This window comes from Brevibacterium yomogidense, from assembly GCF_900163715.1.
Lineage (GTDB): Bacteria > Actinomycetota > Actinomycetes > Actinomycetales > Brevibacteriaceae > Brevibacterium > Brevibacterium yomogidense_A.
Window position 1 is genome coordinate 306,570 of sequence record NZ_FWFF01000001.1, and the last position, 25,670, is coordinate 332,239.

Annotated in this window: 16 protein-coding genes; 5 read left to right on the plus strand and 11 right to left on the minus strand. The window is 66.6% G+C overall.

Going from position 1 to position 25,670, the window contains the following annotated elements:
* The first annotated feature begins 112 nt into the window (after positions 1–112).
* The gene (locus FM105_RS01250) at positions 113–1,426 is read left to right on the plus strand and encodes a hypothetical protein (protein ID WP_087003483.1); all 1,314 of its coding nucleotides are present in this window, start codon (positions 113–115) and stop codon (positions 1,424–1,426) included.
* On the opposite strand, the gene FM105_RS01255 is transcribed toward FM105_RS01250, so the two are convergent.
* From FM105_RS01255 to FM105_RS01265, 3 genes are all read right to left on the minus strand, one after another.
* Complete coding sequence (locus FM105_RS01255) at positions 1,395–2,594, minus strand: MFS transporter (RefSeq protein WP_087003486.1); 1,200 nt, start codon at positions 2,592–2,594, stop codon at positions 1,395–1,397. The two genes, FM105_RS01250 and FM105_RS01255, sit on opposite strands and share 32 nt — an antisense overlap.
* Before the next feature lie 167 nt (positions 2,595–2,761).
* A complete protein-coding gene (locus FM105_RS01260; RefSeq protein WP_087003489.1) occupies positions 2,762–5,689 on the minus strand; it encodes a DUF3427 domain-containing protein in 2,928 nt (975 codons plus the stop codon).
* Positions 5,686–6,081 carry a (deoxy)nucleoside triphosphate pyrophosphohydrolase gene (locus FM105_RS01265; RefSeq protein WP_087003492.1) on the minus strand — a complete coding sequence of 132 codons (396 nt, stop codon included), beginning with the start codon at positions 6,079–6,081 and terminating at the stop codon, positions 5,686–5,688. The genes FM105_RS01260 and FM105_RS01265 overlap by 4 nt, the downstream gene beginning before the upstream one ends.
* 503 nt (positions 6,082–6,584) lie before the next feature.
* Between FM105_RS01265 and FM105_RS01270 the strand changes: the two genes are divergently transcribed.
* The gene (locus FM105_RS01270) at positions 6,585–7,874 is read left to right on the plus strand and encodes a Fic family protein (RefSeq protein WP_087003495.1); all 1,290 of its coding nucleotides are present in this window, start codon (positions 6,585–6,587) and stop codon (positions 7,872–7,874) included.
* Positions 7,875–7,906: 32 nt separating this feature from the next.
* On the opposite strand, the gene FM105_RS01275 is transcribed toward FM105_RS01270, so the two are convergent.
* The 7 genes from FM105_RS01275 to FM105_RS01305 all read right to left on the minus strand — a co-directional run bounded on the left by FM105_RS01275 (position 7,907) and on the right by FM105_RS01305 (position 20,206).
* Entirely contained in the window at positions 7,907–9,238 is a 1,332-nt protein-coding gene (locus FM105_RS01275) for a metal-dependent hydrolase family protein (protein WP_087003498.1), read from the minus strand.
* 195 nt (positions 9,239–9,433) lie between these two features.
* The gene (locus tag FM105_RS01280; protein WP_087004250.1) at positions 9,434–10,684 is read right to left on the minus strand and encodes a M20 metallopeptidase family protein; all 1,251 of its coding nucleotides are present in this window, start codon (positions 10,682–10,684) and stop codon (positions 9,434–9,436) included.
* 991 nt (positions 10,685–11,675) lie between these two features.
* Positions 11,676–15,380, minus strand: a complete 3,705-nt coding sequence (locus tag FM105_RS01285) for an efflux RND transporter permease subunit (protein ID WP_087003501.1) — start codon at positions 15,378–15,380, stop codon at positions 11,676–11,678.
* Positions 15,381–15,570: 190 nt separating this feature from the next.
* On the minus strand, positions 15,571–16,788 hold the full coding sequence (locus tag FM105_RS01290; RefSeq protein WP_087003504.1) for an ABC transporter permease: 1,218 nt from the start codon (positions 16,786–16,788) through the stop codon (positions 15,571–15,573).
* A 26-nt stretch (positions 16,789–16,814) separates the two neighbouring features.
* Positions 16,815–17,696, minus strand: coding sequence for an ABC transporter ATP-binding protein (locus FM105_RS01295; RefSeq protein WP_087003507.1), 882 nt, complete (start codon positions 17,694–17,696; stop codon positions 16,815–16,817).
* A gap of 244 nt (positions 17,697–17,940) precedes the next feature.
* A complete protein-coding gene (locus FM105_RS01300) occupies positions 17,941–18,741 on the minus strand; it encodes a response regulator (protein ID WP_087003508.1) in 801 nt (266 codons plus the stop codon).
* Positions 18,719–20,206, minus strand: coding sequence for a sensor histidine kinase (locus tag FM105_RS01305; RefSeq protein ID WP_087003513.1), 1,488 nt, complete (start codon positions 20,204–20,206; stop codon positions 18,719–18,721). Before FM105_RS01305 ends, FM105_RS01300 begins: the two co-directional genes overlap by 23 nt.
* Before the next feature lie 62 nt (positions 20,207–20,268).
* Here FM105_RS01305 and FM105_RS01310 point away from each other — a divergent pair, with 62 nt between their 5' ends.
* Entirely contained in the window at positions 20,269–20,973 is a 705-nt protein-coding gene (locus FM105_RS01310; protein WP_087003516.1) for a GOLPH3/VPS74 family protein, read from the plus strand.
* Between the two features lie 78 nt (positions 20,974–21,051).
* On the opposite strand, the gene FM105_RS01315 is transcribed toward FM105_RS01310, so the two are convergent.
* Positions 21,052–21,915, minus strand: coding sequence for a 2-keto-4-pentenoate hydratase (locus FM105_RS01315; protein ID WP_256970134.1), 864 nt, complete (start codon positions 21,913–21,915; stop codon positions 21,052–21,054).
* 286 nt (positions 21,916–22,201) lie between these two features.
* Here FM105_RS01315 and FM105_RS01320 point away from each other — a divergent pair, with 286 nt between their 5' ends.
* Both FM105_RS01320 and FM105_RS01325 read left to right on the plus strand, forming a co-directional pair.
* Entirely contained in the window at positions 22,202–24,313 is a 2,112-nt protein-coding gene (locus FM105_RS01320) for a TRAP transporter permease (protein ID WP_087003519.1), read from the plus strand.
* Positions 24,310–25,467 carry a TAXI family TRAP transporter solute-binding subunit gene (locus FM105_RS01325; protein ID WP_087003522.1) on the plus strand — a complete coding sequence of 386 codons (1,158 nt, stop codon included), beginning with the start codon at positions 24,310–24,312 and terminating at the stop codon, positions 25,465–25,467. The genes FM105_RS01320 and FM105_RS01325 overlap by 4 nt, the downstream gene beginning before the upstream one ends.
* The last annotated feature ends 203 nt before the right edge of the window (positions 25,468–25,670 follow it).

Here is a 25,670-nt window from a genome sequence, read left to right on the forward strand (position 1 = left end):
GTGGGACGGCCAACTGCGCGTGGCCGACGCTACCAGCTGACAGCGCTGCCACATGCGCGTATCTTTATATCCACCTATGACAATGTTCCTGGTCAGCGGCTTACATGCACTCATGACCACAACACAGAAGTCCACGCGGGCGGCACGGTCGCTCGCTTCCCTCACCGCCGTCTCCACTCTCGCTCTGCTCGCCGGGTGCGGGCAGGGTTCCGCGCCGGAGTCGGCACCCAGCTCCGCGCCCGCCGTCGACCCGTCCGACCGCGAGACCCACGAGGCTGCCGGCGCCAATCCGCGCGTCGCTGTCACCTACGACGGGGGCATCCTGGTCCTCGACGGGGTCACCGGTAAACAGCTGGCCGACCTGCCCGCAGAGGGGTTCACGCGCCTCAACCAAGCGGGCGACGCCCGCCATCTCTTCCTGACGGAGGGCGATTCGTTCAGGCTGCTGGACACGGGCACGTGGTCGGAGCCGCACGGCGATCACAACCACTCGTACACAACCGATCCGGTGCTCAGCGATCAGCGGGTCGAGGGCAGCCACCCCGGCCACCTGGTCGTCCACGATGGGATCGCCGCGGCGTTCTTCGACGGCGACGGCGTGGTGAAGACCTTCGACCCCTCAGCACTCGATGCGACGACCGCGATCGAGACCGAGGACCAGACGCTGCCCGACCCGCACCACGGCGTCGCCGTCCCCCGCGAGGACGGAAGCGTCGTCCTCACCGAGGGGACCGAGGAGTCCCGCAGCACCGTCCTCGTCCAGGACGCAGACGGCGAGGAGATCGCACGAATGGACGAATGCCCAGGTGTACATGGCGAGGCCGTTGCTGCCGATGGCGTCATCACGGTGGGCTGCGAGAACGGCATCGTGATCGTCGACGGCGACGAGATCACGCACGTGGAGGCTGACCAGGAGTTCGCGCGCATCGGCAACCAGGCGGGATCGCCGGAGTCGCCGGTGGTTCTGGGCGACTTCAAGACGGATCCGGAGGCGGAGCTCGAGCGGCCCACGCAGATCAGCCTCACCGACACGGAGTCCGGTGAGATCGAGGTCGTCGACCTGCCGTCGAGCTACGCGTTCCGGTCACTGGCTCGCGGACCTCAGGGCGAGGCCCTGGTGCTCGGCACCGACGGGACGCTGCGCGTGATCGACGAGGAAACAGGCGAGACCACCGCCGAGGTCCCGGTCACCGAGGAATGGGAGGAGCCCGCCGAATGGCAGACACCGATGCCGAACATCACGGTGAGCGGTGAACTCGCCTACGTGACGGACCCGGAGACGCAGACGATGCACATCGTGGACCTCACGAAGGCAGAAGACGGCGCCGAGGCCGTGGTCGATTCCGTGGAGCTGTCGCAGGTGCCGAATGAGGTAGCTGTGGCGAGTGGGGCGGTCAGCGAGGCTGGCGGAACAGATCCGTCCTGACCAGCTGCAGTCCGCGCAGCAGGGCGGACAGCACGGCGAGACCAGCGAGGACGAGCAGAGGGACGACCGCACCCAGCGTGGGGAGCAGGGCTTCCAGCAGGACGGGCAGGCCGAATCCCAGGTAGGTGAAGACGTAGAAGATCCCGATCACGATGCCGCGGGAGCTGGCGGGCGTGAGGCGCTCGACGTCGACCAGGCCCTGCTGGAGGCACAGGCCGTAGGCGGTGCCGAGGATGAGGCTCGCGACGACGAAGAGCCAGAACGGGGGCGCGGCCCCGCCCAGACCGGCAGCCGCCATGCCGACGGCGGCCAGCACAGCGCCGGTGACCCCTGCGCGCGGGCCCCAGCCGAATCGGCGGCCCAGCATCTGGGCGCCCAGTCCGGGGATGAGGGTCAGGAGCGCGGCGATCCCGGGCAGGAGCACGCCCGACTCGAGCCGGTCGGCCACGCGACCCGCGAGCACCACGAAGGTCATGGTGGCGCAACTGAACACCCACAGTGCCATCGGGAGGGCGGCGGACAGGGCGCGGCCGACGCTGCGTCCTGCATCGTGTGTGGGTGTCGTCGTGGGTGTTGTCGTGGCTGCAGTCGCAGCGGGAATCGGTGGTTGCTTGCGGGCTGCGACCAGTGCGAGGGCCACGGTCGCGAGCGAGAACATCGTGGTCACTGAGAAGGGAACAGAAAGGACGATGGTGCCCTGCAGAGAGAAGGCCAGCAGTCCCGAGACGATGGGGCCCACGGCGAATCCGAGGGTCAGGAAGATCCCGGCGAGGATTGCTCCGCTGGCGCCGCGGAGCCGACCGGCCCACGCAGTGCCGGCGCTCATCGCCAGCCCGACGCCGAGGCCGACGACGAACCGTCCGATGAGCACCCCGGACTCGCCATGCCACAGGAGAAGCGACGCGTTGCCGAGCGCTGCGACAGAGGCACCCGTCAGGACCACGAGGCGAGCACCGAGCCTGTCAGCCAGCGCCCCGCCGCCCAGCAGGGAGGGAAGCAGTCCAAGGGCGTAGATGCCATAGGCACCGTTGAGCAGGACCTCACTCAGCTGCTCCTGCTCTCGTAGCACTCCGAGCATGGAGGCGAAGTGATTCGCTGCCCACCCCGCACCGAGCAGGAGGAGGAGCACAACGCCGAAAACGCTGTCCCGACTGTTCAAACGGCCCATGCTCACCTCACGATCCTGTGTTCAGACGTCACGTTCTGGCGCCGTGGTGTTGGCGCGGGAAGAGGCCGAGCGACAGCCACAGGGCTGCAGATACAGAGAGCGCAGAGAAACATGCCCAAATCGCACCGGGGAAAGACTGACGAGGTCAGGGGAAACGTTCACAGGGCCTAAACACCGCCCTCATCCAACAAATAGGCATACATTCCAGCCTCAATCGGCGAGTCCAACGTCAAAGTCATAGTGACAACGTCCAGTTCACGGCCACCGTCTGGCATCGTTGTCTGCACCGCGTCCGACGAATGCACTGGACCAAGATAGAAGAAGTCAGTTCCCTCCGCGTCGTCCTTTTTCGCGAAGAGATGCAGGTCCACGTCATTATCGACAATAGTCCGCACTTCGCTGCTACCCAATGTCCGACGACTCCTGGTGTACCAGAGAAGAGACTTTTCGCTCAAGAACTCATCCTCGTATGCGACGCTGTCGTCCACATCATCATGCTTGTGATACGTAATGAAAATTGGGCACGTTCTAGTCTCTTCGTCAACCTTGTACCCAAAAATCGTGCCCTCCTGGTTACTCTTCCAGTTCAACAGGCGACAAACATCCTTACGAGAGTACCGATCACCGATTCGCAGGTCACCAGCGTATCCATACCGATGTCGCGAGATGAACAGCCCAGTATCGATTACGTCCATGACGTGATCAGCAAACTCATCGCACGTGAAGAAATCTTCAAAGAAATCCTCATTAAGGCTCCACCAGCCACCCTCTCGAATGACTGGTGCCGCACCAAACTTAGCCCGCTTCTGCTCGCCGAAAAACTCAAACGTGAGGACACGAGCGACCGACTCCATGGTGCTTGGTCGCACGTCCACGCCCGCGGAGTCCAGAAGTGTGTGCACCGCCTCGTCTGAGAGCACACCGCTCTCAGAGAGAAGATTTCGAATGACAATCAACTCATGAGGCCGCTTCCCGTTTAAAAGCTCCTCAGTAAGAAACTTCAATGATGACGCCTGACGTGGAGTAGGCAGTGAGTCCGTCATCTTCAACGAAGTCAGAAGCGACCAGTACTCCCCCCGCTTGTTTGCGACCACTACAGGGTCAGCGGACTCAAATCGAGCGAGGTCGAACAATCGAGGTGCCCGGCCCAACCGATTTCGCTCAGCGCGCAGAGCCTCCCGAATCCGAGTCATAGAGTCCAGCTTCACTGCCGCCAGAGAAGCAAATATTCTTTCCGCCGCAATTTCATCAAAACTCACACTCGAGTTCCCCGACAGGACACCTGCATTGCGCCCACCAATAAAGTCACGTCGCACCGAATCACGGTTAAGTGACGCATTGCCAAAGAGCGCGATCGGAATGAGGAAGTTCGTTTCATAGTTTCCGATGAAGTCGATCACACGGAGGTGATCCTTGCCAGGCGCTTTGCGCAATCCCCGCCCGAGTTGCTGTGTAAAGATGATGCTTGACTTGGTCCTCCGAAGCATGACAATTTGATTGACGGAAGGAATATCTATGCCTTCATTGAATACATCGACTGTCAGGATATAATCCAGGTCACCCGCCGCCAGCTGCTGTACTACGGAATTTCTTTCCTCGACCGAATCATCTCCGCTCAATGCCACAGTTCTCAATGGTCGGCCGTCAACAATCCTTCCATCAAGTTGCCGTGAAAGCTCGCGCGCTTCACTGTTCCTGCTACAGAACATGAGACCGGACACCCCGACCCCCACATGACCATAGGAGTTGAGCATTCCGACAATATGATCCACTCGCCTCGACGAGACAAGAAGCGAGAAATCAGATTTCTCCTCAACAGAGATCCCGTCGACGACGAGATCGGTCACCCCGTAGTAGTGGAACGGAACCAGCATTCCTTCTTCCAGTGCGCGCCGCAGCCGGATCTCATACGCAACGTTGTAGTCGAACAGCTCGTATACGTTGAAATCATCAGTGCGCTCTGGAGTCGCCGTAATTCCAAGCAGGAACTCCGGCGTGAAGTACTCTATGAGTCCGCGATATGTCCGAGCACCCGCCCTGTGCACTTCGTCGATTAAAATGTAGTCAAAATGATCCTTCTCAATCCCCTCCATCACCCCCGGGCGAGAAAGCGATTGAACTGTCGCAAAGACGTAGGAGGCGTCCGCGTCCTGAAGTCGACCAACAAACTTGCCAACCTCGCCTGCAGAAATTCCGAGGACACGCTTAAATTCTTCGATCGCGCGATCTAAAATTTGCTCACGATGAACAAGGAATAGCATCCGCTTCGGCCCAGCAGCTCGAACGTCAAGAGCAGCGAGAATTGTCTTCCCCGTCCCGGTCGCCGAAACCACAATGGCGCGCCTCTCACCTTGAGAACGAAGATCAGCAATCGCCGACAAGGCTTCGAGCTGCATAGAGTTCGGCACGACTCTACTTGACAGCGTCTTCTCGGTGATCGGAGGCGCTGCTTCCGAACCGAACGAATCCAAGCGCCGACTCTCGTCGTATGCAATCTCGTACTGCTCAATCCACTCAGAGGTCAGAGGGAACGAGTCCAACAGCTGTTGATCGATCGCGTCAGCAAGCTGCTCAACGACATCACCACCAGGAAGCGCAGAGAACCGTAAGTTCCATTCACGATTCCGCTGCAGTGCGTTCATCGTCAAATTGGAGCTTCCAATGATTGCGGTCGTCGACAACTCCTGAGTGAATACATACCCTTTCGCGTGGAATCCCCCGCCTTTGGCGGAATGTATCTTAACGTCAAGACCTGGAATGGAAAGAAGCTCACGAAACACAGCAGGGTGGTTAAAGTTCAAGTATGTAGAGGTTATAAGAGTGCCGCGCCCCCCGAAATCGAGAAGGTGTTGCTTAAGTGCCGCCAAAGCATCTGTCGTCACAAATGCGACAGAAAAAATGAACCGGTCAGACCTGCGGAGCTCTTCAACCAATGATCGCTTCATTGTATTCTCGCCGTCATTGGCGATGAGGATCGGGTTATGGAGCTTGTTTGACGAGACCGTGGAATCGATGAATCCGAACCTAGTGTCGTTCAGTATCGACGCAAAACCACTATCTGCCGCGCCTGACCTCCTCAACTCGGCGTCGGTCATCCGGCAGCCTTAATGATCTTCTCCACTGCAGGAATATCAGCTGGCGCCCAATCCAGCTGCGCAAGCTCAGCGATCGGCAGCCACCTTAGCTCCGCGTGCTCGCGCGCTTGGGGCTCACCGGAGATGATATTGCCCCAATAGGTCGTGAGGTTTACAACGCCGAAGTCGTATTCGTACTCTGTTTCATCGACACGTTCGCCGATTTCTGCCTCGATCGCCAGCTCTTCGTCCAGTTCACGCACTAGCGCCTGCTGGGCCGACTCACCGAGCTCCAACTTCCCACCAGGGAACTCCCACATGCCAGGCAGTGTCATATCTTGACTCCGCTGAGCGCATAAAACGTCGCCGTTACGGACAAGCACGGCGCCAACAACGACGATACGTTTCTTCACAGTGAACTCCCGCTGCAGACTTCTTCTGGTTTCCTGCAGCGTATCCCGAGGTAAGCCCACAGGAAGAGGCGGTCGAGCGCCGGACGTGCCTCGGCCCACGCCTGGACTTCTGTGGTGCGCTCTTGGACAACTCGCCAGCTGCGCCTGTTCCTCGTTTCTGCACCACAGCCGACAGCTTTGAGCAGGAATTCTGGCCCACGCCAAGTCCGACTCGCTGCCCGTCACGCACCGCGCTTAGGCAGGGCACCTTCCTGTGAGGGGTGCCGGGTGGACGGCCGTGAGCCGTGGGCCGTGGGCCGTGGGCCGTGGGCCGTGGGCCGTGGGCCGTGGGCCGGATGCAGGATAGCGACTAGGTCAGACGAACCGGCCCCGCCTATCAACTTTAAGAGTTAAAGTTGATAGCTGACGAGCGTGAGTCCACGATAAGCACTACGTGCATGTGGGTACGAACGACCTGGAACGGTCCGTGCTCGCACACCGTGCAGGACGACCGAGGAGGCACCGTGGGGACCTGGGAGCCGCGGCACTGGGAGTCAGAGGTGGATTCCGGCGTGCCTCGCCGCGAGCGGCGATCCGGGGAATTCTGCGCGTACATCCCCGACCTCCTCACCGATGCGCCGCTCACACTGAGCTCCTCGACCTCCCGGCTCCTGGCTGAAGCCGAGTCAGCAGTGCGTCGACTCGACCGCCGCAGCGCCAACGGCCTCGCGTCACTCAGCAGGTTCCTGCTCCGTTCCGAGGCGATCGCCTCCTCACGGATCGAGGGGATCGCCCCGAGTGCCAAGAAGATCGCGCTCGCAGAACTGGGTCAGTCGGAGGATGTCGAAGGACTCAGCGACACCGCGATCCTCGTCGCCAACAACATGACGGCCGTGCGTGATGCCTCGCAGCGGGTGGCCGACACAGGTGCGATCACCACTGACCATCTCCTGGAGCTCCAGAGATCACTGCTGACCGACGCCCCTCGCCTCCACGGAGTGAGGACGGCTCAGAACTGGCTGGGCGGCTCCTCGCATCACCCCTTCGACGCAGAGTTCGTGCCGCCAGCACCCGACCATGTCCAAGGACTCCTGGATGACCTCGTCGACTACATGAATGGCGCGGCGCACTCCCCCATCGTCCACGCAGCTCTCACGCACGCTCAGTTCGAGACCATCCACCCCTTCGCCGACGGCAATGGACGCGTCGGACGCGCGATCATCCACACACTCCTCACGCGCCGCGGTCTCACCGCGTCCTCGATCCTGCCGGTGAGCCTCATCTTCGCCACTTTCCGTGACGAATACATCCAGGGCCTGACCGCGTATCGCCGCGACGGGTCAGCAGAGTCTCAGCAGACGGTGGACGGGAAGGAGACCTGGATCGTGGTCTTCGCCGAAGCCGTCCTGCACGCAGCTGATCGAGCGGAAGAGCTGGCCGACGACATCGACGTGCTCCGCGATGAGTGGACCACGCTCATCACAGACCACCGCAGGGCGGAGGGGAGGAGTCGAGCACTCCGCAGCGACTCAGCAGTCACTCTCATCCTCAATGAACTTCCCGGGACGCCCGTCCTCACTCCTGCCGCAGTGACCCGCATCCACGATGTCTCCTCGCAGGCCGCGCACACGGCTCTCGACACCCTCCACGCCGCCGGAATCCTGGAGACCGCCTCGATAGGGCGCGGCAGGCGGGCGTACCTCTCGTCGGATCTCCTGAACCTCATCTCGGTGGCCGAACGGAAGCTGGCCAGTACGCGCTTCGACACCCGGCTATCGCCACCGAACCGGCCGGCACCAGCCCGCCCCTCCTGACCCCGCGTACCGATCACAGGGGCCGCCCACCCTCACCGCTTCCGGACGCCGCCCCGATACACCTGGGACACACGCCGGCGCGCCTCGCTCAGCCCCGCGCGGGACAGATCCCCGTCGAACAGCACGAGGTCCGCCGCATAGCCGGGTGCCACGCGTCCCACCAGAGCGAGTCCGCCGCCCGCACCACCACCGCCGGCAGCACCGCTCGGCACTCCTCCCGCGCCCACGCCCGCCACAGCCTCGACCGAATCGATCCCCAAGAGCGCCGCCGCCGTCGTCGTCCCGGCCCGCAGCGCCTCCTCCGTCGACAGCCCGACGCCGACCATCAGCTCCAGCTCCTCGAGATTCTCCCCGTGCGGCCCCACACCGGCATCCGTGCCCATGGCGATCTTCACGCCCGCCTGATGCGCCGCCGCGATCGCCTCGCGGTGGACCTCCGCGACCATCCGCGCCTTCTCCACCACTGCGGGAGGCAGTGCTGCACCCGCATCCGCCGCGGCGATGACCGCCTGGGGCGCCTGCAGCGTCGGCACGAGGAACGCATCCTTCTCCAGGAACAGCTCGATCGTCTGCGCGTCCAGGTAGATCCCGTGCTCGATCGACCGCACCCCCGCCCGCAGCGCGTTCCGGATCCCCTCCGTGCCCTGCGCATGCGACATCACATACGTGCCCTGCGCTGCCGCCTCCGCGACGATCACCTCGATCTCCGCCTGCGTGAACTGGCTGTGCCGCGGATCGTCCGTGGGCGAGAGCACCCCGCCCGTCGAGCAGATCTTGATGTGATCGGCCCCTGCCCGCAGGATCTCCCGCGTCTTCGCCCGCACACCGTCGAGCCCATCGGCCACACCGTCGGGCCTGCCGGGATGCTCCGTGAACATCGGCATGTGCGCACCGGACGCCATCCGCCCGTCACCGTGACCGCCGGTCTGGCTCATGATCGAGATCGCCGCGCGCAGATCCGGCCCCTCGACCAGGCCCTGCGCCAGTGCGGTCTTCACACCCGCATCCGCGCCGCCGGCGTCGCGCGCCGTCGTGACACCCGCCTGCAGCGTCTTCTCCAGGTTGCGTGCCGCGCGGAAGAACTGCAGCGAGAACGGCTCTGTGAACGCGTCCAGGCTGCCGGCGCCCTCGGTCGCCACGTGCACGTGGCAGTCGATGAGGCCGGGAGTGAGTGTCTTCCCGCTCCCGTCGACGACGTCGACGATGGACCCCGCCGCCGAGGCCTCCGCCGCCAACGGCGTCCCTCCCGCCTCCGTCGACCGGACGGCTTCAACCACGCCGCCGCGCACCAGCACGTCATGCGTGCCGATGAATGCGTCCCCGTCGAAGACCTGTGCTCCTGTGATGACAAGCGTGTGGGTCACGCGGTACCTCCTCGATCGTCATTGATCAGATACGGCTCGGCTCCGATTCTGCTCGAGCCTGCTCGAACCACCAGCTTTCATCAGACCACACACCTTGTTTCCTATGCGGCCTGATGAAAGGTGGTGGCTCGCGGTTCGGACTGGTGGCTCGCAGTTCGGGCTGGCGGTTCGCGCATCTGGTGGCCCGTGGTCCTCTCAGTGCCGCGGCCCGTGGTCGGCCCGCTCCCCCGGTGCGTCCGCGCTCCCACTCGCCAGCCTCCGCATCGCCAGGTGCGCCAGCAGCGCCGCCTGGTCGCCCAGCACCGAATCATCGAAGACCACGTGCGGGGAGTGGTTGTCCGCCTGCTGCTCGTCCGGCACGTCGTCCCGTCGAGCACCCAGCATCATGAACGTCCCGGGCACCTCGCGCAGCACGCGGGAGAAGTCCTCACTGGGCATGATCGGATCCGTGAGCAGCTCGAACCGCTCCGCCCCCAGCAGGCCGCTGACCTCGTCCGCCACCCACGCCGTCTCGTCCGCGTCGTTCACCGTGACGGGGTACTCGTCCTCGAACAGGACCTCGGCGGTGCAGCCGTGCGCAGCGGCCACACCCTCGGCCACACGAGTCGCCTCCGCCCTGAACCGGTCGACCGACTCCTCCGACAGCGACCGCACCGTCGCACCCAGCGACGCCGTCTCCGGGATGACGTTGAGCATGTCGCCGGCCGCCAGTCGTGTGATCGACATGACGACCGGGTCGAACACGCTGAACTTCCGCGTCACCATCGTCTGCAGCGCCCCGACCATCTCCGCGATCGCGGGGACGGGGTCATTCGCATTCTGCGGCTGCGAGCCGTGCCCGCCAGCGCCGTGCACCGTCACGGTCAGCACGTTCGATCCGGCCTGCAAGGTGCCGGGCTTCGTCGCGACCAGTCCCCTCTCCGCGACGACCACGTGCACGCCGTACGCCGCACTCACCCGCACGCCGGCGGCGTCGAGCACGCCTTCGCGGATCATGGCGGCGGCGCCGTCGAAGCCCTCCTCGCCCGGCTGGAACATGAACACGACATCGCCGTCCAGCTCATCGCGGTAGGCGCACAGCAGCTGTGCCGCGCCCACCAGCCCCGCCGTGTGCAGATCGTGGCCGCACGCATGCATGTTCCCGTTCTCCGAGCGGAACGGCTCATCGGTGCGCTCCTCGACGGACAGGGCGTCCATGTCGCCGCGCAGCAGCACGGCCTGGGCACCGTCCTCGGGGCGGCCCGGTCCGGTGCCCCGCAGGACCGCCACGACCGAGGTCGTCTCCACTCCCGTCGTGATCTCCAGCGGGAGCCCCTCCAGGGCGGTGAGCACCGCCGCCTGCGTGCGCGGCAGGTCGAGCCCCACCTCCGGGTGCGCGTGCAGGTCGCGCCTCAGCTCCTGGAGAGCCGGCAGAAGGGCCTTGCCCTCAGCGACGAGGTCAATCATCGTGTCGTCCTTTCCGTCGTCGGACGACCACCGGACCCCACCAGCGAGCATCCCGTGTGCAGACCGCTCATGAGCGGTCTGCACTCCGTCCTCGAGTGTACGACCGCGCACGTGGCGGGCACAGGGCTGCGACGAATCAGCGTCGTCTGCACGGAGCGCTGCCGAATCTGCCTCCGCGCCCGCGACCGTACCTGCCTCCGTGCCTGTGTCCGTACCTCTTCGTACTGTCATCGCATGGACCCGCACCCGCCGGTCCACAGCACCAGTCGAGGAGCAGTCATGGATACGCCGCAGACACCGTTCGGCCTTCCCCGCGCCGTCCATCCCGACCTCAGCCCCGCTTCTGCACCCACCGCCGTCACGGAAGGTCCCGACGACGACGGCCCGCCGCCGCTCGCAGGGGTGGCCCCGGTGCAGGTCGTGGCCACCGGCCCATTCAAGGCGTACTCGCCGGACGCGACGGACTGGTCCGTCGGCATCGACCTCCGCATCACGCCGGACGGTCTGGCACTCACCACCCCGTCCGGCCACCACGACTTCGCCGCTTCGCGCTTCACCGTGGAGATGTCGCCGGACGGGATGTTCGTGTGGATCCTCGGGGACCGCTTGGACCACCCCGCCGTCACGGTGCTCATGCCCGCGTCGCTGGAGGACCTGCAGTCGCGGGTCCCGGGCGTGGAGTTCGAAGACCTCGATGAGGCCGCGCACGTCATCCGCCGCCTCACGACCGCCGGCGCGGCCGGGCGGCACACGAAGCACCGGTTCGGGCTGGATCGGTCCGGCGACATGGGCCTCGTCATCAACCCGCTGGAGGGCGAACCGGTGCTGGCGCTGCTGCGGATCGTTAAGAAGGGCGTGGAGTTCCGCACCGACGGGGTCTGGGAGGCGGACTCCCCGGCGAAGAGGATCCTGCCGTTCACCTCCCTGATCCCTGTCACCCGCGGCGCGGTCGCGCGCTTCGACCACCTCGAACGGTCGCCGTCCATGAGCCTCAGTCTGTTCCGTCGCTTCGTGATCCCGGCCGAACTGCCTGCTGCGGCTCCGTCTGCGCAGACTCCGGACCGTTCGGATCCTGACCGTTCGACTCCGCAGTTCCCCGTGCACTCCTCTTCGCCTGCTTCCGTGCGGAGCGGCGAAGCTTCTGCCGCTCCGCCAGCATGTACAGCACCGGAACGAGGACCAGCGTCAGCAGGGTCGACGACGTCAGGCCGCCGATGACGACGATCGCCAGCGGCTGTGAGATGAACACGCCGCCGCCCGTGATGCCGAACGCCATCGGCAGGAGCGCGAAGATCGTCGCGGCAGCCGTCATGAGGATCGGTCGCAGGCGCAGGCGCGTCCCGTGAACCACGGCGTCGTCGAGGTCGAGCCCCTGGTCACGAAGCTTGTTGACCAGGTCGATGAGCACGATCGCGTTCGTCACGACGATGCCGATCAGCATGAGCAGCCCGATCAGCGCGGGCAGCCCAAGCGGGATGCCGGTCGCCGCCAGCAGGATCACCGCACCGGTCCCGGCCAGCGGCACGGACACCAGGAGGATGAGCGGCTGCACAAAGCTGCGGAAGGTCGCCACCATGATGAGGAGCACCAGACCGACGGCGATGAGCATCGCGGTGCTCATCTGCGCGAACGATTCGTCCTGCTCCGCACCGGCACCGGCGAGCCCCACCGTCACACCACCCGGCGTGTCCGTGTCCGCGACCAGCTGCGAGACCTCGGCCGACACGGTACCCAGCGCACCCTCCTCAGGCGTGACGGCGACCGTGGTCTCACGCTCGCCGTCGGCACGGACGATCGTCGACTGCGTCTCCTCCTCCACGACCTCGGCGATGCTGCCCAGCGTGATCGCGTCGCCGGTGAGGTCCGGGATCGCCTCCTGCTCGTCGGCCAGCCGCTCCTCCTCCGCGCGGTCCGCTTCCGCGTCCTCCTGCGCGACGATCATGTCGTCGACCTGCTGCGCGGCGTCGTCGTACCCGGACTGCGCCTGGTCCAGTGCGTCCTCGAGCTCCTCGACCTGTGCATCGATCTGCTCCTGCGGGTCCGGCGGACCCTGCGGCGCGCTCGGATTCCGCAGTTCATCGAGCTGCTCGCGCAGATCCTCGACCTGGGTCCCCGCGTCATCGCGCGCCTCACGAGCGGACTCGAGCTGTTCGGCGGCGTCCTCCTCCGCCTCGCGGGTGGCCTCGTCGGCGCGTGCCTCCTGCTCTTCCGTGAGCGCGTCCTGCGCGTCCTCCTGGGCATTCTGCGTCTGGACCTCGGTGACCGGCAGCTCGATGTCCTCGATCTCACCCGGCGCCGCGTCGGCGTGGGTGGGCGCGATGAGGATGTCGCGCTCCTCCCCCTCGAGGTTCACCGTGCCGGCGGGCGTGCCCTCCAGCGCGGCTGCGACGGCGGCACCCACCTCGGCCTGACTGAAGCCCTGGTCCGCGGCGGCCTCCCGGTCGACATCGACCCGCAGCATCGGCTGCGTCGACGTCTCGTCGGTGCTCACCGCCGCGACGCCGTCCAGCTGCTCAGCCTGCTCCGCGAGCTGCGCTGCCGCATCGGCGCGCTGCCCGTCGTCCGTGCCGGCCACCGTCACCTCGACGTCCTGGCTCATGCCCACGGACCCGGCGGAGTCCACGCTCACGTCGCCCACGTCCTCGAGTCCGTCGATGCCGCCCTGGAGCCTTTCGGCGACGACGGCCGGATCCGCCTCCTCATCGAGTGTGACGGTCAGGGAGTTCGCCGCTCCCCCGCCCGCCGCGGAGATGTTCGCGACGTAGTCGGTGACGTCCGGATCAGAGCCCAGGACCTCCTCGACCTGCGCGGCGGCCTCGTCGCTCGTCTCCAGGGACGAGCCCGTGGGCAGGGTCTGCGTGACGTAGAGGGAGTTCTCCCCCTGGTCGCCCAGGAAGTCGGTCTTCAGACCCGTTGCGACCACGCCGGTGAAGAGCAGGACCACCACGGCACCGGCGATCGTCCGCCCGGGATGGCGCAGCGACGCCTGGATCGCAGGCAGGAACGCCCGCTGCAGCCGGTCGACGGGATCGGACGCCTCGCCCTCGTGGGCCGGCAGGACGGAGCCGTGGGCGACCGCGTCCGGCAGCGGGGTCCTCCCCTTCTGCACGCGCTTCGCGTTCTTCGTGTCGATCCGCGCCTGCGCGCGGGCCCGCCGCTTCTCCGCAGCCGCCTCCTGCTTGGCGTGCCAGACCTCCCACCGCTCATCGAGAGCCGCCTGCTTGGCCGGCTTGAGCGGCTTGGGCCGGTGGCGGAGGAACCAGTAGCTGAGAGTCGGCACGATCGTCAGAGCGACGAGGAGCGAGGCCAGCAGTGCGAGCGAGACAGTCACGGAGAACGGCCGGAACAGCTCGCCCGTGATTCCAGAGACGAACGCGATCGGCAGGAAGACCGCCACGGTCGTGAGCGTGGACGCGGTGATCGCGCCGGCGACCTGCTTGACGGAGGCGACGATGTCCTCGATCCCCAGCTCCCGGTCGCCCTGTCGCCTGCGGATGTTCTCGATGACGACGATCGAATCGTCGACGACGCGGCCCACTGCGATCGTGAGCGCGCCCAGCGTGAGGATGTTGAGCGTGTATCCGCCCCACTGCAGGCCGATCATCGCGATGAGCAGCGACATCGGGATCGACACCGCAGCGACGACGGTCGAGCGGAACGAGCCCAGGAACACGAGGATCACCAGCACCGCGAACAGCAGTCCCAGCCCGCCCTCGACGGACAGGTCGTGGATCGACTGCTCGATGTAGGGCGCCTGGTCGAAGACTGTGGAGAACTCGACGCCCTCGCCCAGCTCGTCCTGCTTCGCATCGAGGACATCGGCGACGCCGTGGGAGACGGCGACGACGTTCGCGTCCTGTTCCTTCGTCACCGACAGCGTCACCGCGTCGCCGCCGTTGGCGCGCGACAGCGTCGTCTGCTCCGCCCGCTCGAGCGTGACGTCGGCGATGTCGCCCAGCATGACGGTGCCGTCGACCGTCCGGATGGGCGTGTCCTCGACCGCTTCCAGATCCGACTTGGGAGTGCCGACCTCGACGGCCAGCGAATTCGGACCGTCGGTCGTCTCACCGCCGGGGACGACAGTGCCTGCGGCCTCGAGCTCGGAGGTCAGTGTGGTCGCATCGACGCCCGCTTCCTCGGCCTCACCGGGCATCAGCTCGATGTGGACCTCGCGCTCGGACTGGCCGGCCACCTCCACGTCACTCACGCCGTCGACGCCCTCCAGGTCCGGGACCAGCAGCGATTCGACGTGAGCGGCGAGATCCTCGTCTCCGTTCGCGCTGGTGACGGCAGTCTGGACGACGGGGATCTCGTCGATCGACGTCGGCAGGACCTGGACCTCGGCGGTCTCCGGCAGATCTGCCCGCACGGACTCGACTGCGGACGCCACCCCGTCCTGGACCTCATCCGCGTCGGCCTCGAACGGCCAGGTCACCGTCGCCGTCGCCGCCCCGCTGGTCGTCTCCGTCGTCACGGCGTCGACGTCCGCGACCGAGGACAGGGCCGATTCGAGCGGATCCGTCACCGTCTCCTCGACGACCTCCGGGGAGGCACCGGGCACCGTCGCCTGCACCATCGCGCTGGGCGTGGTCATCGACGGCATCATCTCCTGATTGAGCATGCTCGTCGCGACCACCCCGAAGACCGCGACCGCGATCGTCGTGAGACCGATGATCAATCGGTTCTTCAGGCTCATTCTGGTGAGTGCAGACACAGGGGTTCTCCAGGTCGTGTTCGTGGTTTCGTCGTGGTCGAGGCTTCGTGCTGAGCGGCCCTGGTCAGCACCGAGGTCAACGGTTCCAGCCTGGTGCTGTTCGCGCGTCCCCCGCACGGGTGATTCCTCTCCCCCTCACGGGGGATTTCCTCCGTCTACGGCCGCGGCCGGGTCATCCGCGGCGCAGCGCGTCCTTCCAGGAGACGCGCGAACCGATCCGCAGGATCGACTGCTCGTACATCCGCGCCCCGATGACGATCGAGGCCGCGGTCGTCGCGATGAGCAGGATGAGCGCGATTACCGGCTCCCACCAGGCCGCGTCGCCCAACAGCAGCCGCACGGGCATGCCGACCGGCGCGGAGAACGGGATGTAGCTGAGCACGCCCATCAGCAGGGGGCTCTGATTCCCGATCACCACGAGCAGGTAGGGGATCATGATGAGGAAGGTGAGTGGTGAGACCGCGCTGGCCACGTCCTCCTGCCGGGAGACGAGCGACGCCGCGCCGGCGTACAGCGACGCCATGAGGATGAAGCCCACCGCGAAGAGCACCCCGAACCAGATCAGCGACGGCCCCAGCAGGGTGAGGATCTCCCCCTGGCCCGTGAGCGCGAACGCCGCGCTCGCTCCGATCGCGATGAGTCCGATCTGGGCGAGCGCCAGGACCGCGTTTCCCAGCACCTTGCCGCCCATCAGCACGCGCGGGGACACCGTCGCGAGCAGGATCTCGATGATGCGCGTCGCCTTCTCCTCCACCACGCTCTGCGCGATCGTCATGCAGTACATGAGCGCCGCCATGAAGAACATGAAGCCGAAGGCGATCGACAGCACGGTGCCCAGCCACGGGGGCATCTCACTCGCTGTCAGTACGACGGCCGGCGGGGGGACCGACAGTGCTGCGACGAGGTCTTCGCTCGCCGCCCTGTCGCCCACCACCACCGGCGTCTGCGCGTCGGTTCCGTCGATGAGCGTGCCCGCCACGTCGATCTCCGCACCGTCCGGTCCGAAGACCGGCTCGCCGTCCAGCGCGGTGCGCAGCTCCTCGGCGCTCAGCACGGCTGAGTCCGCGTCGCCGGAGCGCACCTGGTCGAGGGCCTCCCCCGGTGTGGCGGACTCGGTGACCTCGAAGCCGAGCTCGGGCACCACCGCGGCCGAGGCCGTCGTCGTCACCACCGCCGTGTCGCCTCCCAGCCCGATCCCCCGCCCGCCCATGAGACCCATGACGATGATGCCGCCGACGATCGCCAGCAGCGTGACCGCGAAGGACACGAGGTAGGCCTTCGATCGCAGCTGGACGAGCATCTCCCGCTTCGCGACGAGCCGCACCGCGTTCCACGGCGTGATGCTGTGGCTGGATGAGCTGTGGCTGGGTGAGCTGTGCGTGAGTGACATGGGCGTCTCCTGGTGGATAGCGGATCTCATACGATCTCCCGGTAGATCGCGGACAGCGGCACCCGGTGCGGGGCGAACGACGTCACCGGGCCGTACTCCAGCGCTCGGCGCAGCACCTGCTGGGCCGCGTCCGCGTCCGGAGCGCTGAAGACGGCTGTCCCACGGTCGAACTCGATGACCTCCACGCCGGGCACATCACGGATCCACCCGGCGTCATGCTCCGTCACGATGCGATGGAGACCCGTGGAGTGCTGCTCCTGCAGGAGTGCACGCGAGCCCGCTGCGCGGATGCGCCCGGCGCTGATGATGACGAGGTTGTCGGCGAGCCGCTCGACGACATCGAGCTGGTGGGAGGAGAAGAGGACCGGGGCTCCCCGGGCCGCGATCCGCTGCAGCACCCCCAGCACCACCTCGACCGCCAGCGGGTCCAGACCGGAGAACGGCTCATCGAGGATGAGGACCTGCGGGCGGTGGACCAGGGCCGCGGCGATCTGCGCTCTCTGCTGATTGCCCAGGGACAGATCCTCGAGCGACTCGTCGAACCGGTCGCCCAGGCCCAGTTCGGTGAGGATCTCCCGGGAACGGGAGTCGGCCTCGGCGGCGGTCATGCCGTGCAGCTCGCCCAGGTAGGCGATCTGCTCACGGGTCCGCATCTTCGGGTACAGGCCCCGCTCCTCAGGCATGTAGCCGAACCGGGCGCGGTCCGCCGCGCCGATCGGGTGGCCGTCGAGCGATACCGTGCCGGAGTCCGGCCGTGTCACCCCGATGATGGTGCGCATGGTCGTCGTCTTGCCCGCGCCGTTGCCCCCGACGAAGCCGGTGAGGCGGCCGGGCTCCACGCGGAAGCTGATGTCATCGAGCACCCGGCGGTCGCCGAACGTCTTGCTGATCCTGCTCACGTCGAGCATCGGGACTCCTCTGAGGATGGAGGTGTGCCGATCGCCTCGCTGAGCGATCCGCACCGTATGCCTCCACGCTAGGGATCGGCGAGGGTGAGCGGATCGGCCGCAGGAACGAGATCGCGCGAGTGCCGCGTCATCCTCACGGCTGAGGACCGGAGTCCGATGTCCGCCGATGGGATGAGGTCAGCCGAAAGGGTGAGTTCACCGGCGCTGAGAGGTCGCCGGCGGTGCGACGCCCGACCCGGTCCGGTCACCGGTCGGGTGAGATCACCCGGTGCTCGTAGGCGAAGATCACCGCGTGGATGCGGTCGCGGACGCCCAGCTTCGCCAGGAGGTTGGACACGTGGGTCTTGACCGTCGCCTCCGACACGAACAGCTCCTTCGCGATCGTGGTGTTGCTGAGGCCCCGGGCCACGCCGTCCAGCACCTCGCGCTCGCGACCTGTCAGCCGGGTGAGCTCCACCGGTTCGCCGGCAGCGGCCGGTGCGGGTACCCGGGGCACGGATCCCGGGCCGGGACCGGGGGCCGGGCCGGGACCGGGTGCCTGCGCCGATCCGGGGACGCCTGACCATTCGTGCGCGGCGTCACCCCGGCGCATCGCTGCGATGACCGACATCGTCACCTGCGGATCGATGAGCGCGTCACCGTGGTGCACCGTGCGGATCGAGTCGACCAGCACCGCAGGAGGCGAGTTCTTGAGCACGAAGCCGCTGGCGCCCGCACGCAGCGCGGCCTGGACGACGGTGTCGTCGCGGAACGTCGTGAGCACGATGACGCGGGCATGCACGGCGTCCGAGGCGAGGAGTGCTCGCGTCGCCTCGATGCCGTCCATCACCGGCATCTGCACGTCCATGCAGATGACATCGGGGGCGAGCTCGTGGGCCGCCCGGACGGCCTCCGCTCCGTTCTCCGCCTCGCCCACGACCTCGAACCCCGGTTCGAGGTCGAGCAGCGCCCGGAACCCCGCTCGCACCAGGTCGTGGTCGTCGACCAGGAGCACCCGCACGGGGCTCGAGGATTCCTTCGTCTCATCCACGGGCCATCGTCCCATCCTCGATCCTCTCGCCGCCTCGCGTGGGGACGCGCAGCAGCACCCTGAACCCTCGCGGGTCCCGTGCGCCGACAGTGAGCGTGCCGCCCACCGCATGCGCACGTTCGCGCATGCCGACGATCCCGCGCCCACCACCAGCGAGAACACTTCCACCGTTCCCGAGGTCGTCGGGGACCCTGTCTGCGGGGCCGACGCCGTCGTCGGTGACGTCGAGTTCGATCCAGTCCTCATCGAAGCGCAGCCGTACGTCCGCCGAGGCCACGGGCCCCGCATGCTTGCGCACGTTCGTGAGCGCCTCCTGCAGCACTCGATAGACCGTGAGCTCGACCGTGCTGATGACCGACTCCGGGCTCTCGCCGTACTGCTGGAAGCTGACAGTCATCCCGGACTCCGTGACGCTGTCGACGAGTGCGGGGATCTGCGCGAGCGTCCTGGTCGACGGAGAGTCGACAGTGGGGAGGGACAGGGCCTCCGGCGCTGTCCCCTCATCCTCGCTGCGGAGGGTCACGAGGACGCTCTGCAGCTCCTCGACCGCTTCCCGCGCGCTCACCTCGACGCGTTCCATCGCCGTCGTGACGGACTCCGGGACGTCCCGACTGTCCGTACTCACCTCGAGGGTGCGCCGGGCCACCGCAGCCTGGACGCCCATGAGTGACACATGATGCGCCACCGAATCGTGCAGTTCGCGTGCGATGCGGAGCCGGTCCAACCGCACTGCCTGCTCCGCCAGCTGCGCACGGCTGCGCTCCAGTTCGACGACCTGCGCGTCCATCGTCGCGCGCTGCCCCGCCCGCAGGTACTCGCTGTTGCCCAGCCAGAGCGCTCCCACGTAGAAGAGGACGTTGAGGATCGAGGCCCACAGTCCGAACGCGGCGTTCTGCTCGATGCTCGCGTCCGGGGCCCCAACCGAGGATCCTACGACGACGCCCACGAACGTCGACGACAGCATCGCGAGGGTGATGAGGATGCGCAGCACCGTGACTGCAGTGCGCCGTGCACTCCACGCACCGGCCGAATACAAGAGGTAGAAGTAGACATAGGGCGTGAGGAACTGCTCGAGGTAGCCGACGCCGAGCGACACCAGGAACGCTGCTGTGCACCACGCCAGGGCGAACTGTGGAGCCACCCGGCGGAGCGCCACCGCCAGCCCCATCGCCGCGGGGAAGAGGATCCGCATCCACGGCGGCTGGTCGACGTCGATCGTTCCGGAGACTTCGAGGATCCCCGACCCCAAGACCGACCAGTGCGAGACGGCGATCGTCATGGCGACCAGCACCCCGACGGCCACATCCCGGCGCACCCCGTCACGTCCCGGCTGCGGTCGCGTCCATCCGGCCGGAGCACTGCCGTCGACAGCCGTGAGCAGACCCCACAGTCGTGAGAACGGACCGCGTTCCACGGCCTCGCTCGCCACCGCGCGTCCGTCGGTGCCCGTGCGCGCTGCCGACGCCGCCGATGTGGTCATGCGGCAAGGCTAGAGCAGACGGCACGCTCGCGGATCCGTCGCAGGGATGAGATTCTGGTGCCATGACGCCTGAGACCCACGGATCCGACGGCCTCCTCATCGTCGAGGACCTCGCGCTGCTGCTGGCCGACGACGCGTCCGGGACCCCCGCCGGTGCCGCCACCCTCCACTACTCGCTCGGCGGCGCGCTGCTGGTGGAGCTCGCACTGCTGGGACGCGTTGAAGCAGAGGAGGGCTCGTGGCGGTCGCGCACGACGCTGCGCGCGATCGGTGATGGGCCTCTGCCGGACCCACTGCTGCAGGAGGCGTACGACGCCATCGCAGAGAAGCCGCGGGCCGTGTCCTCCATCCTGCTCACCATCGGCAGCGGATTATGGGAGCCGCTCGTCGACCGACTGGTGGAGCGCGGTCTGCTGGAGCAGAAGAAGTCCAGGTTCCTGGGGATCTTCCCCACGACCTCGCACCCGGCGACCGACGACCCGTACGAGCCCGCGCTGCGGGCCCGCGTCGCCTCCGTGCTCGAAGGAGAGGATCCGGATGATCCGCGGACCGCCGGCCTCGTGGCGCTGATCTCCGCGAGCGGCACCCTGCCCAGCCTCCATCCGCAGCCGCGATGGTCCGGGACAGTCCACGACCGCGGCAAGGAGTTCGAGAAGGGGGACTGGGGCGCGAAGGCCACGGCGGCAGCCGTCACCCGAGCCACGACCGCCGTCACCGCGGGCAGCATCGCCGCAGCCATCGCAGCGGCGACGACCGCGACCAGATGACGCTGCGGTCCTGTTCGACGGGGCCGAACGGCCCGATCACGCCGGTCAGTCAGAGCACGCCGAACTGACCAACCGCGCTCAGGTGAACTGCACGCGCACCTCGCCCATCCCCTGGTAGTCGGCGATGACGGCGTCCCCGGCGCTGACCGGGATGGGCCGGGTGAAGGACCCCGACAGCAGGAGTGAGCCTGCGGGGATCTCCTCTCCCCGTTCGGCGAAGCGGTTCGCCATCCAGGCGGCGCTGGCCGCGGGGTGGCCCAGGACGGCTCCGGACACTCCCGTCTCCACGATCGCCCCGTTGATGGTGAGCTTCGCACCGATCCACGACAGGTCGAAGGCCGCGGGATCGAACTCCTCAGCGCCACGGACCACAGCACCCAGTGCCGCGTTGTCGCTGATGGTGTCCACGACGGTCATGCCGTCCTCGACGAAGTGGCAGTCCAGGATCTCCAGGGACGGCACCACGCACGCCGTCGCCGCGAGGATGTCCTCCGCCGTAAACGCGCCGTCCGCGCCGGAACCCTGACCGGGCACCAGCGCGGAGGCGAGAAGGAAGGAGAGCTCCACCTCCACACGCGCGTTGTTCCACGCGGTCGCCCGCACCGTCGAACCGGCTGCGAGGATCTGGTCCTCGAAGATCACGCCATAGTCGGGTTCGTCGAGGCCGAACGCCTGCTGCATCGCAACGGACGTGAGGCCGATCTTGAAGCCCGCGACCCGTCCGCCCTCAGCTTCACGGCGTGCGCGCCACAGTCGCTGGACCTCGTAGGAATCCGACACCGTCATCGCGGGATGCCTCCGGCTCGCGGGAGCGATCCTGGCCCCCGTGCGCGCAGCCTCGGCGAGCTCATCCACGAGCGCCGCCACCTGTGCGTCAGTCAGTCCCCTGTGGGACACGTCCATCGTCATCGATCCACCCTTCGCGGCTCTGTGAGTCTCCACACACAACAGATTGTGAGGTCTCGCACAGACATCAAGTCCCAGCATCCACCTAATGCCAGCATATTGCATGGAATCCGGTCATAGGACGCATCATTCACCACGCGTCCGTCATGAATGCGAGCCGCTTCTGATATGACCCGTTTCGGCTGATCGAGCGGTCGACTTAAGAGACGTTGAGCCACGTCACAGGTTGGGTAGCATTGCCGTCGTTCTTCACGAGTTCACCGGCGTCAGCCGGTCTCTCGCACCCCACAAACGGACCTGTTCCCTCAACGGAGAGGTGCCCATGAGCACATCACGCACAAGCCACGACGGCGACACGACGCCCGTTGCGGACCCCGGAGCCGTGGCGACCGCCACCGCACCGGAGGGCGACCCTCCCGCTGAGGCCGTCGACGTCGAGGAGCAGCTGGACTTCGACCGCGACCCGGCGAACACCGGAACGCACCTCCCCGTATTCTGGCGCGTCGTCGTCATGGCGCTCACCGTCGCCGGTGTGGTGCTGGTGCTCAACCAGGTGTTCTTCTGGAACCTGGGCGGCACGAACCTGCTGACGAACAGCTTCCTGTACTACCTGCTGGCCGCGTTCCTGCCGATCGTGTTCATCATCTACCCGATCAGGAAGCAGCCCGGCGGCGTCACCGCACGCACCTCCGTGCCCTGGTACGACATCGTCCTGGCCGCCCTCATCATGGTCACGACCATCTACTACGGCATGAACGGCCAGCGCATCTTCGAGCGCGGCTGGGACTACGTCGCACCGCCCACCGCGATGGTCTTCGCGTTCCTCCTGTGGATCCTGGTGCTGGAGACCCTCCGCCGGACGGCGGGCCTCATCGTCACCGGCATCGCGCTGGTGTTCTCCCTCTACCCGGTCTTCGCGGCGGGCATCCCCGTGAGCTTCCTCCAGGGCATCCCGTTCCGTCTGGACCTCACCGCGCAGATCCACGCGATGGGCGTCGACTCGATCATGGGGCTGCCGCTGCAGACGGCCGCCAGCATCCTCGTCGGCTTCCTGATGTTCGGCGTCGCCCTGCAGTTCTCCGGCGGCGCGCTGTTCTTCTACGACCTCGCCATGAGCGCGTTCGGCCGTTTCCGCGGCGGCTCCGCGAAGGTCTCCGTCGTCTCCTCCGCCGCGATGGGCATGATGTCCGGCTCCGCCGTGTCCAACGTGCTCACCACCGGCCCCATGACGATCCCGGCGATGAAGCGCTCCGGGTTCCCCGGGAAGTACGCCGCGGGCATCGAGGCCACTGCAGCCACCGGCGGTACGATCACGCCTCCGATCATGGGCACCGCAGCGTTCCTCATGGTGTCCTTCGTCGGCGTCCCCTACGGACAGATCGCCCTGGCCGCGGCCATCCCCGCGTTCCTCTACTACTGGGGCATCTTCCTCCAGGTCGACGCGTACTCCGCCAAGTCCGGACTGCGCGGCATGCCGAAGGCCGAGCTGCCCAAGCTGGCCCGCACCCTCCTCACGGGCATTCCGTACATCGTCGCGCTCGTCGGCCTCGTGCTGCTCCTGGTCGTCATGAACAACGAGTCGCAGGCACCCTTCTGGGTCATCGGCTTCCTGCTCATCTGCATGCTCTTCATGAAGCGCTACAAGCTCACGCCCACGTCGTTCCTGAACTTCGTGTACGCCTCGGGCAAGACGGTCGCGGAGATCATCGGCATCATCGCGGGCGTCGGCCTCATCGTCGGCGGCCTCTCCATGACCGGAGTCTCGCTGTCGCTGGCACGCGAGCTGGTCAACCTGGTCGGCGACAACCTCGGTCTCATCCTCATCGCGGCCGCGCTGACGAGCTTCGTGCTGGGCATGGGCATGACGGTGTCCGCCGTCTACGTCCTGCTGGCGATCGTCATGGCCCCGGCCCTGACGGAGATGGGCGTCAACCCGATCGCGGCGCACCTGTTCGTCATCTACTGGGCGACCGTCTCCTACATCACCCCGCCGGTGGCCCTGGCCTCGTTCGCCGCGGCGAACATCGCCAGAACACCACCCATGTCGACCTCGATCACCGCGATGCGGCTGGGGGCGGTGAAGTACATCATCCCGTTCGCGTTCGCCGTGAACCCCGCCCTCGTCGCACAGGATTCGACGCTGTCGGAGATCCTCATCGCCCTGGTGACCGCGATGATCGGCATCTACTTCCTCGCCACCGGCTTCGAGGGCTATCTGACACTCAACAGCCGCAGGATCGGGATCGTCATCCGCGTCGTGTCCCTCGCCGCAGGACTCCTGCTCCTGTGGCCGGCCACCACCACGTCCCTCATCGGACTGGGCCTGGGCGCCGTCACGATCATCCTCGCGTTCCTCATCGGCAAGCGCGGACCGGACTTCAGCTCCACCGCAGTCCCCGCGGCCGCCACCACGAAGAAGGAGGCCCGCGCATGAGGCGACTGCCGACGTTCACGGCCGCACTGGCCGCATCAGCACTCCTGCTGTCCGGCTGTGCTGGACCGTCCGAGACGAACATGGTGGGTGGGATCCGCGACCCATTCGTCATCTCCACCTACGGCACGGGCACCTCGACCTACCAGGACACCGCGGCCGTCTCCGATGCGGTGTCGCAGGCCACCGGCTCCCGCGTCCGCATCATCACCTCCGACACGGCGATCGGCCGGATGGCGGCGATGAAGTCCGGCGCTGCGGCGATGGGCCGACTGGGCGATGAGTACATCTTCGCCTACGAGGGGCTCAACGAGTTCGCGAACGAGGACTGGGGACCCCAGGACACCCGGGTCGTGTGGGCGCCGCTGTCCCCGCACTCCCTCCTCACGCGGACCGCGGACGGCATCGAGACGCCCGCGGATCTCAAGGGCAAGAAGGTCCCCAAGATCACTGCGAATCCTTCCGTCAACGGCAAGATCGACGCCTACCTGGCCTACGGCGGCCTCACGCGCGATGACGTGATCGAGGTCGAGATGGCCTACGGCGAGCAGCCGGACGGGCTGCAGCAGGGCCAGATCGACATGCTGTACCAGCAGGTCTACGGCGCGAGCCTGTACGAGCTGGAATCGCAGATGGACGTGTCGTGGGTCCAGCTCGACCCGGACGACGAAGAGGCCGTGAGCCGCATCGACGAGCTCACGGCGTCCGTCAACGTCCTCCCCTTCGAAGGCGCACCCGCGCAGGAGGAGGGCGAGGAGACGAACGGCTTCGTCTACACCCTGCCCATCACCGCGATGGCGGACACCAGTGAGGACGAGGTCTACGCACTCGTGTCCGCGATGGCGGAGAACTTCGAGGAGTACGAGAACACCACGGTCAACACCCCGCGCTGGAACCCCGAAGAGGTCGAGGACACTCCGCGCGAGGCGCCCTTCCACCCGGGCCTCATCCGGTGGCTGGAGGAGAACGACCGGTGGTCGGACGAGGCACAGCAGAAGCAGGACGAGCTCCTGGAGCGCGGCGAGCGCCTCGACGAGGAGTGGGAGGAGTTCCAGGCGACGGATCCCGATCCTGATCAGGAGAACGCCCTCTGGATCGAATGGCGCGCCCAGAACGACCTCGGCAAGGCCAACGACGACCCGGACGCGATCGACTGACCCGAACGATGATCTGATCCTCCTGGTCGACGCCTCGCGTCACCCACCGAACGCCCCTGTCACGCCCCTGCCTCCTCGTGAGGCAGGGGCGTTCGACGTCTCAGGCGGATCGCCTCTCATGCGCTCCGCACAGGTATCGCTGCGATACCTGTGCGGCTCACGCACCCGATCCGTGAGACGCGCTTTGACGCCTCAACAAAGAC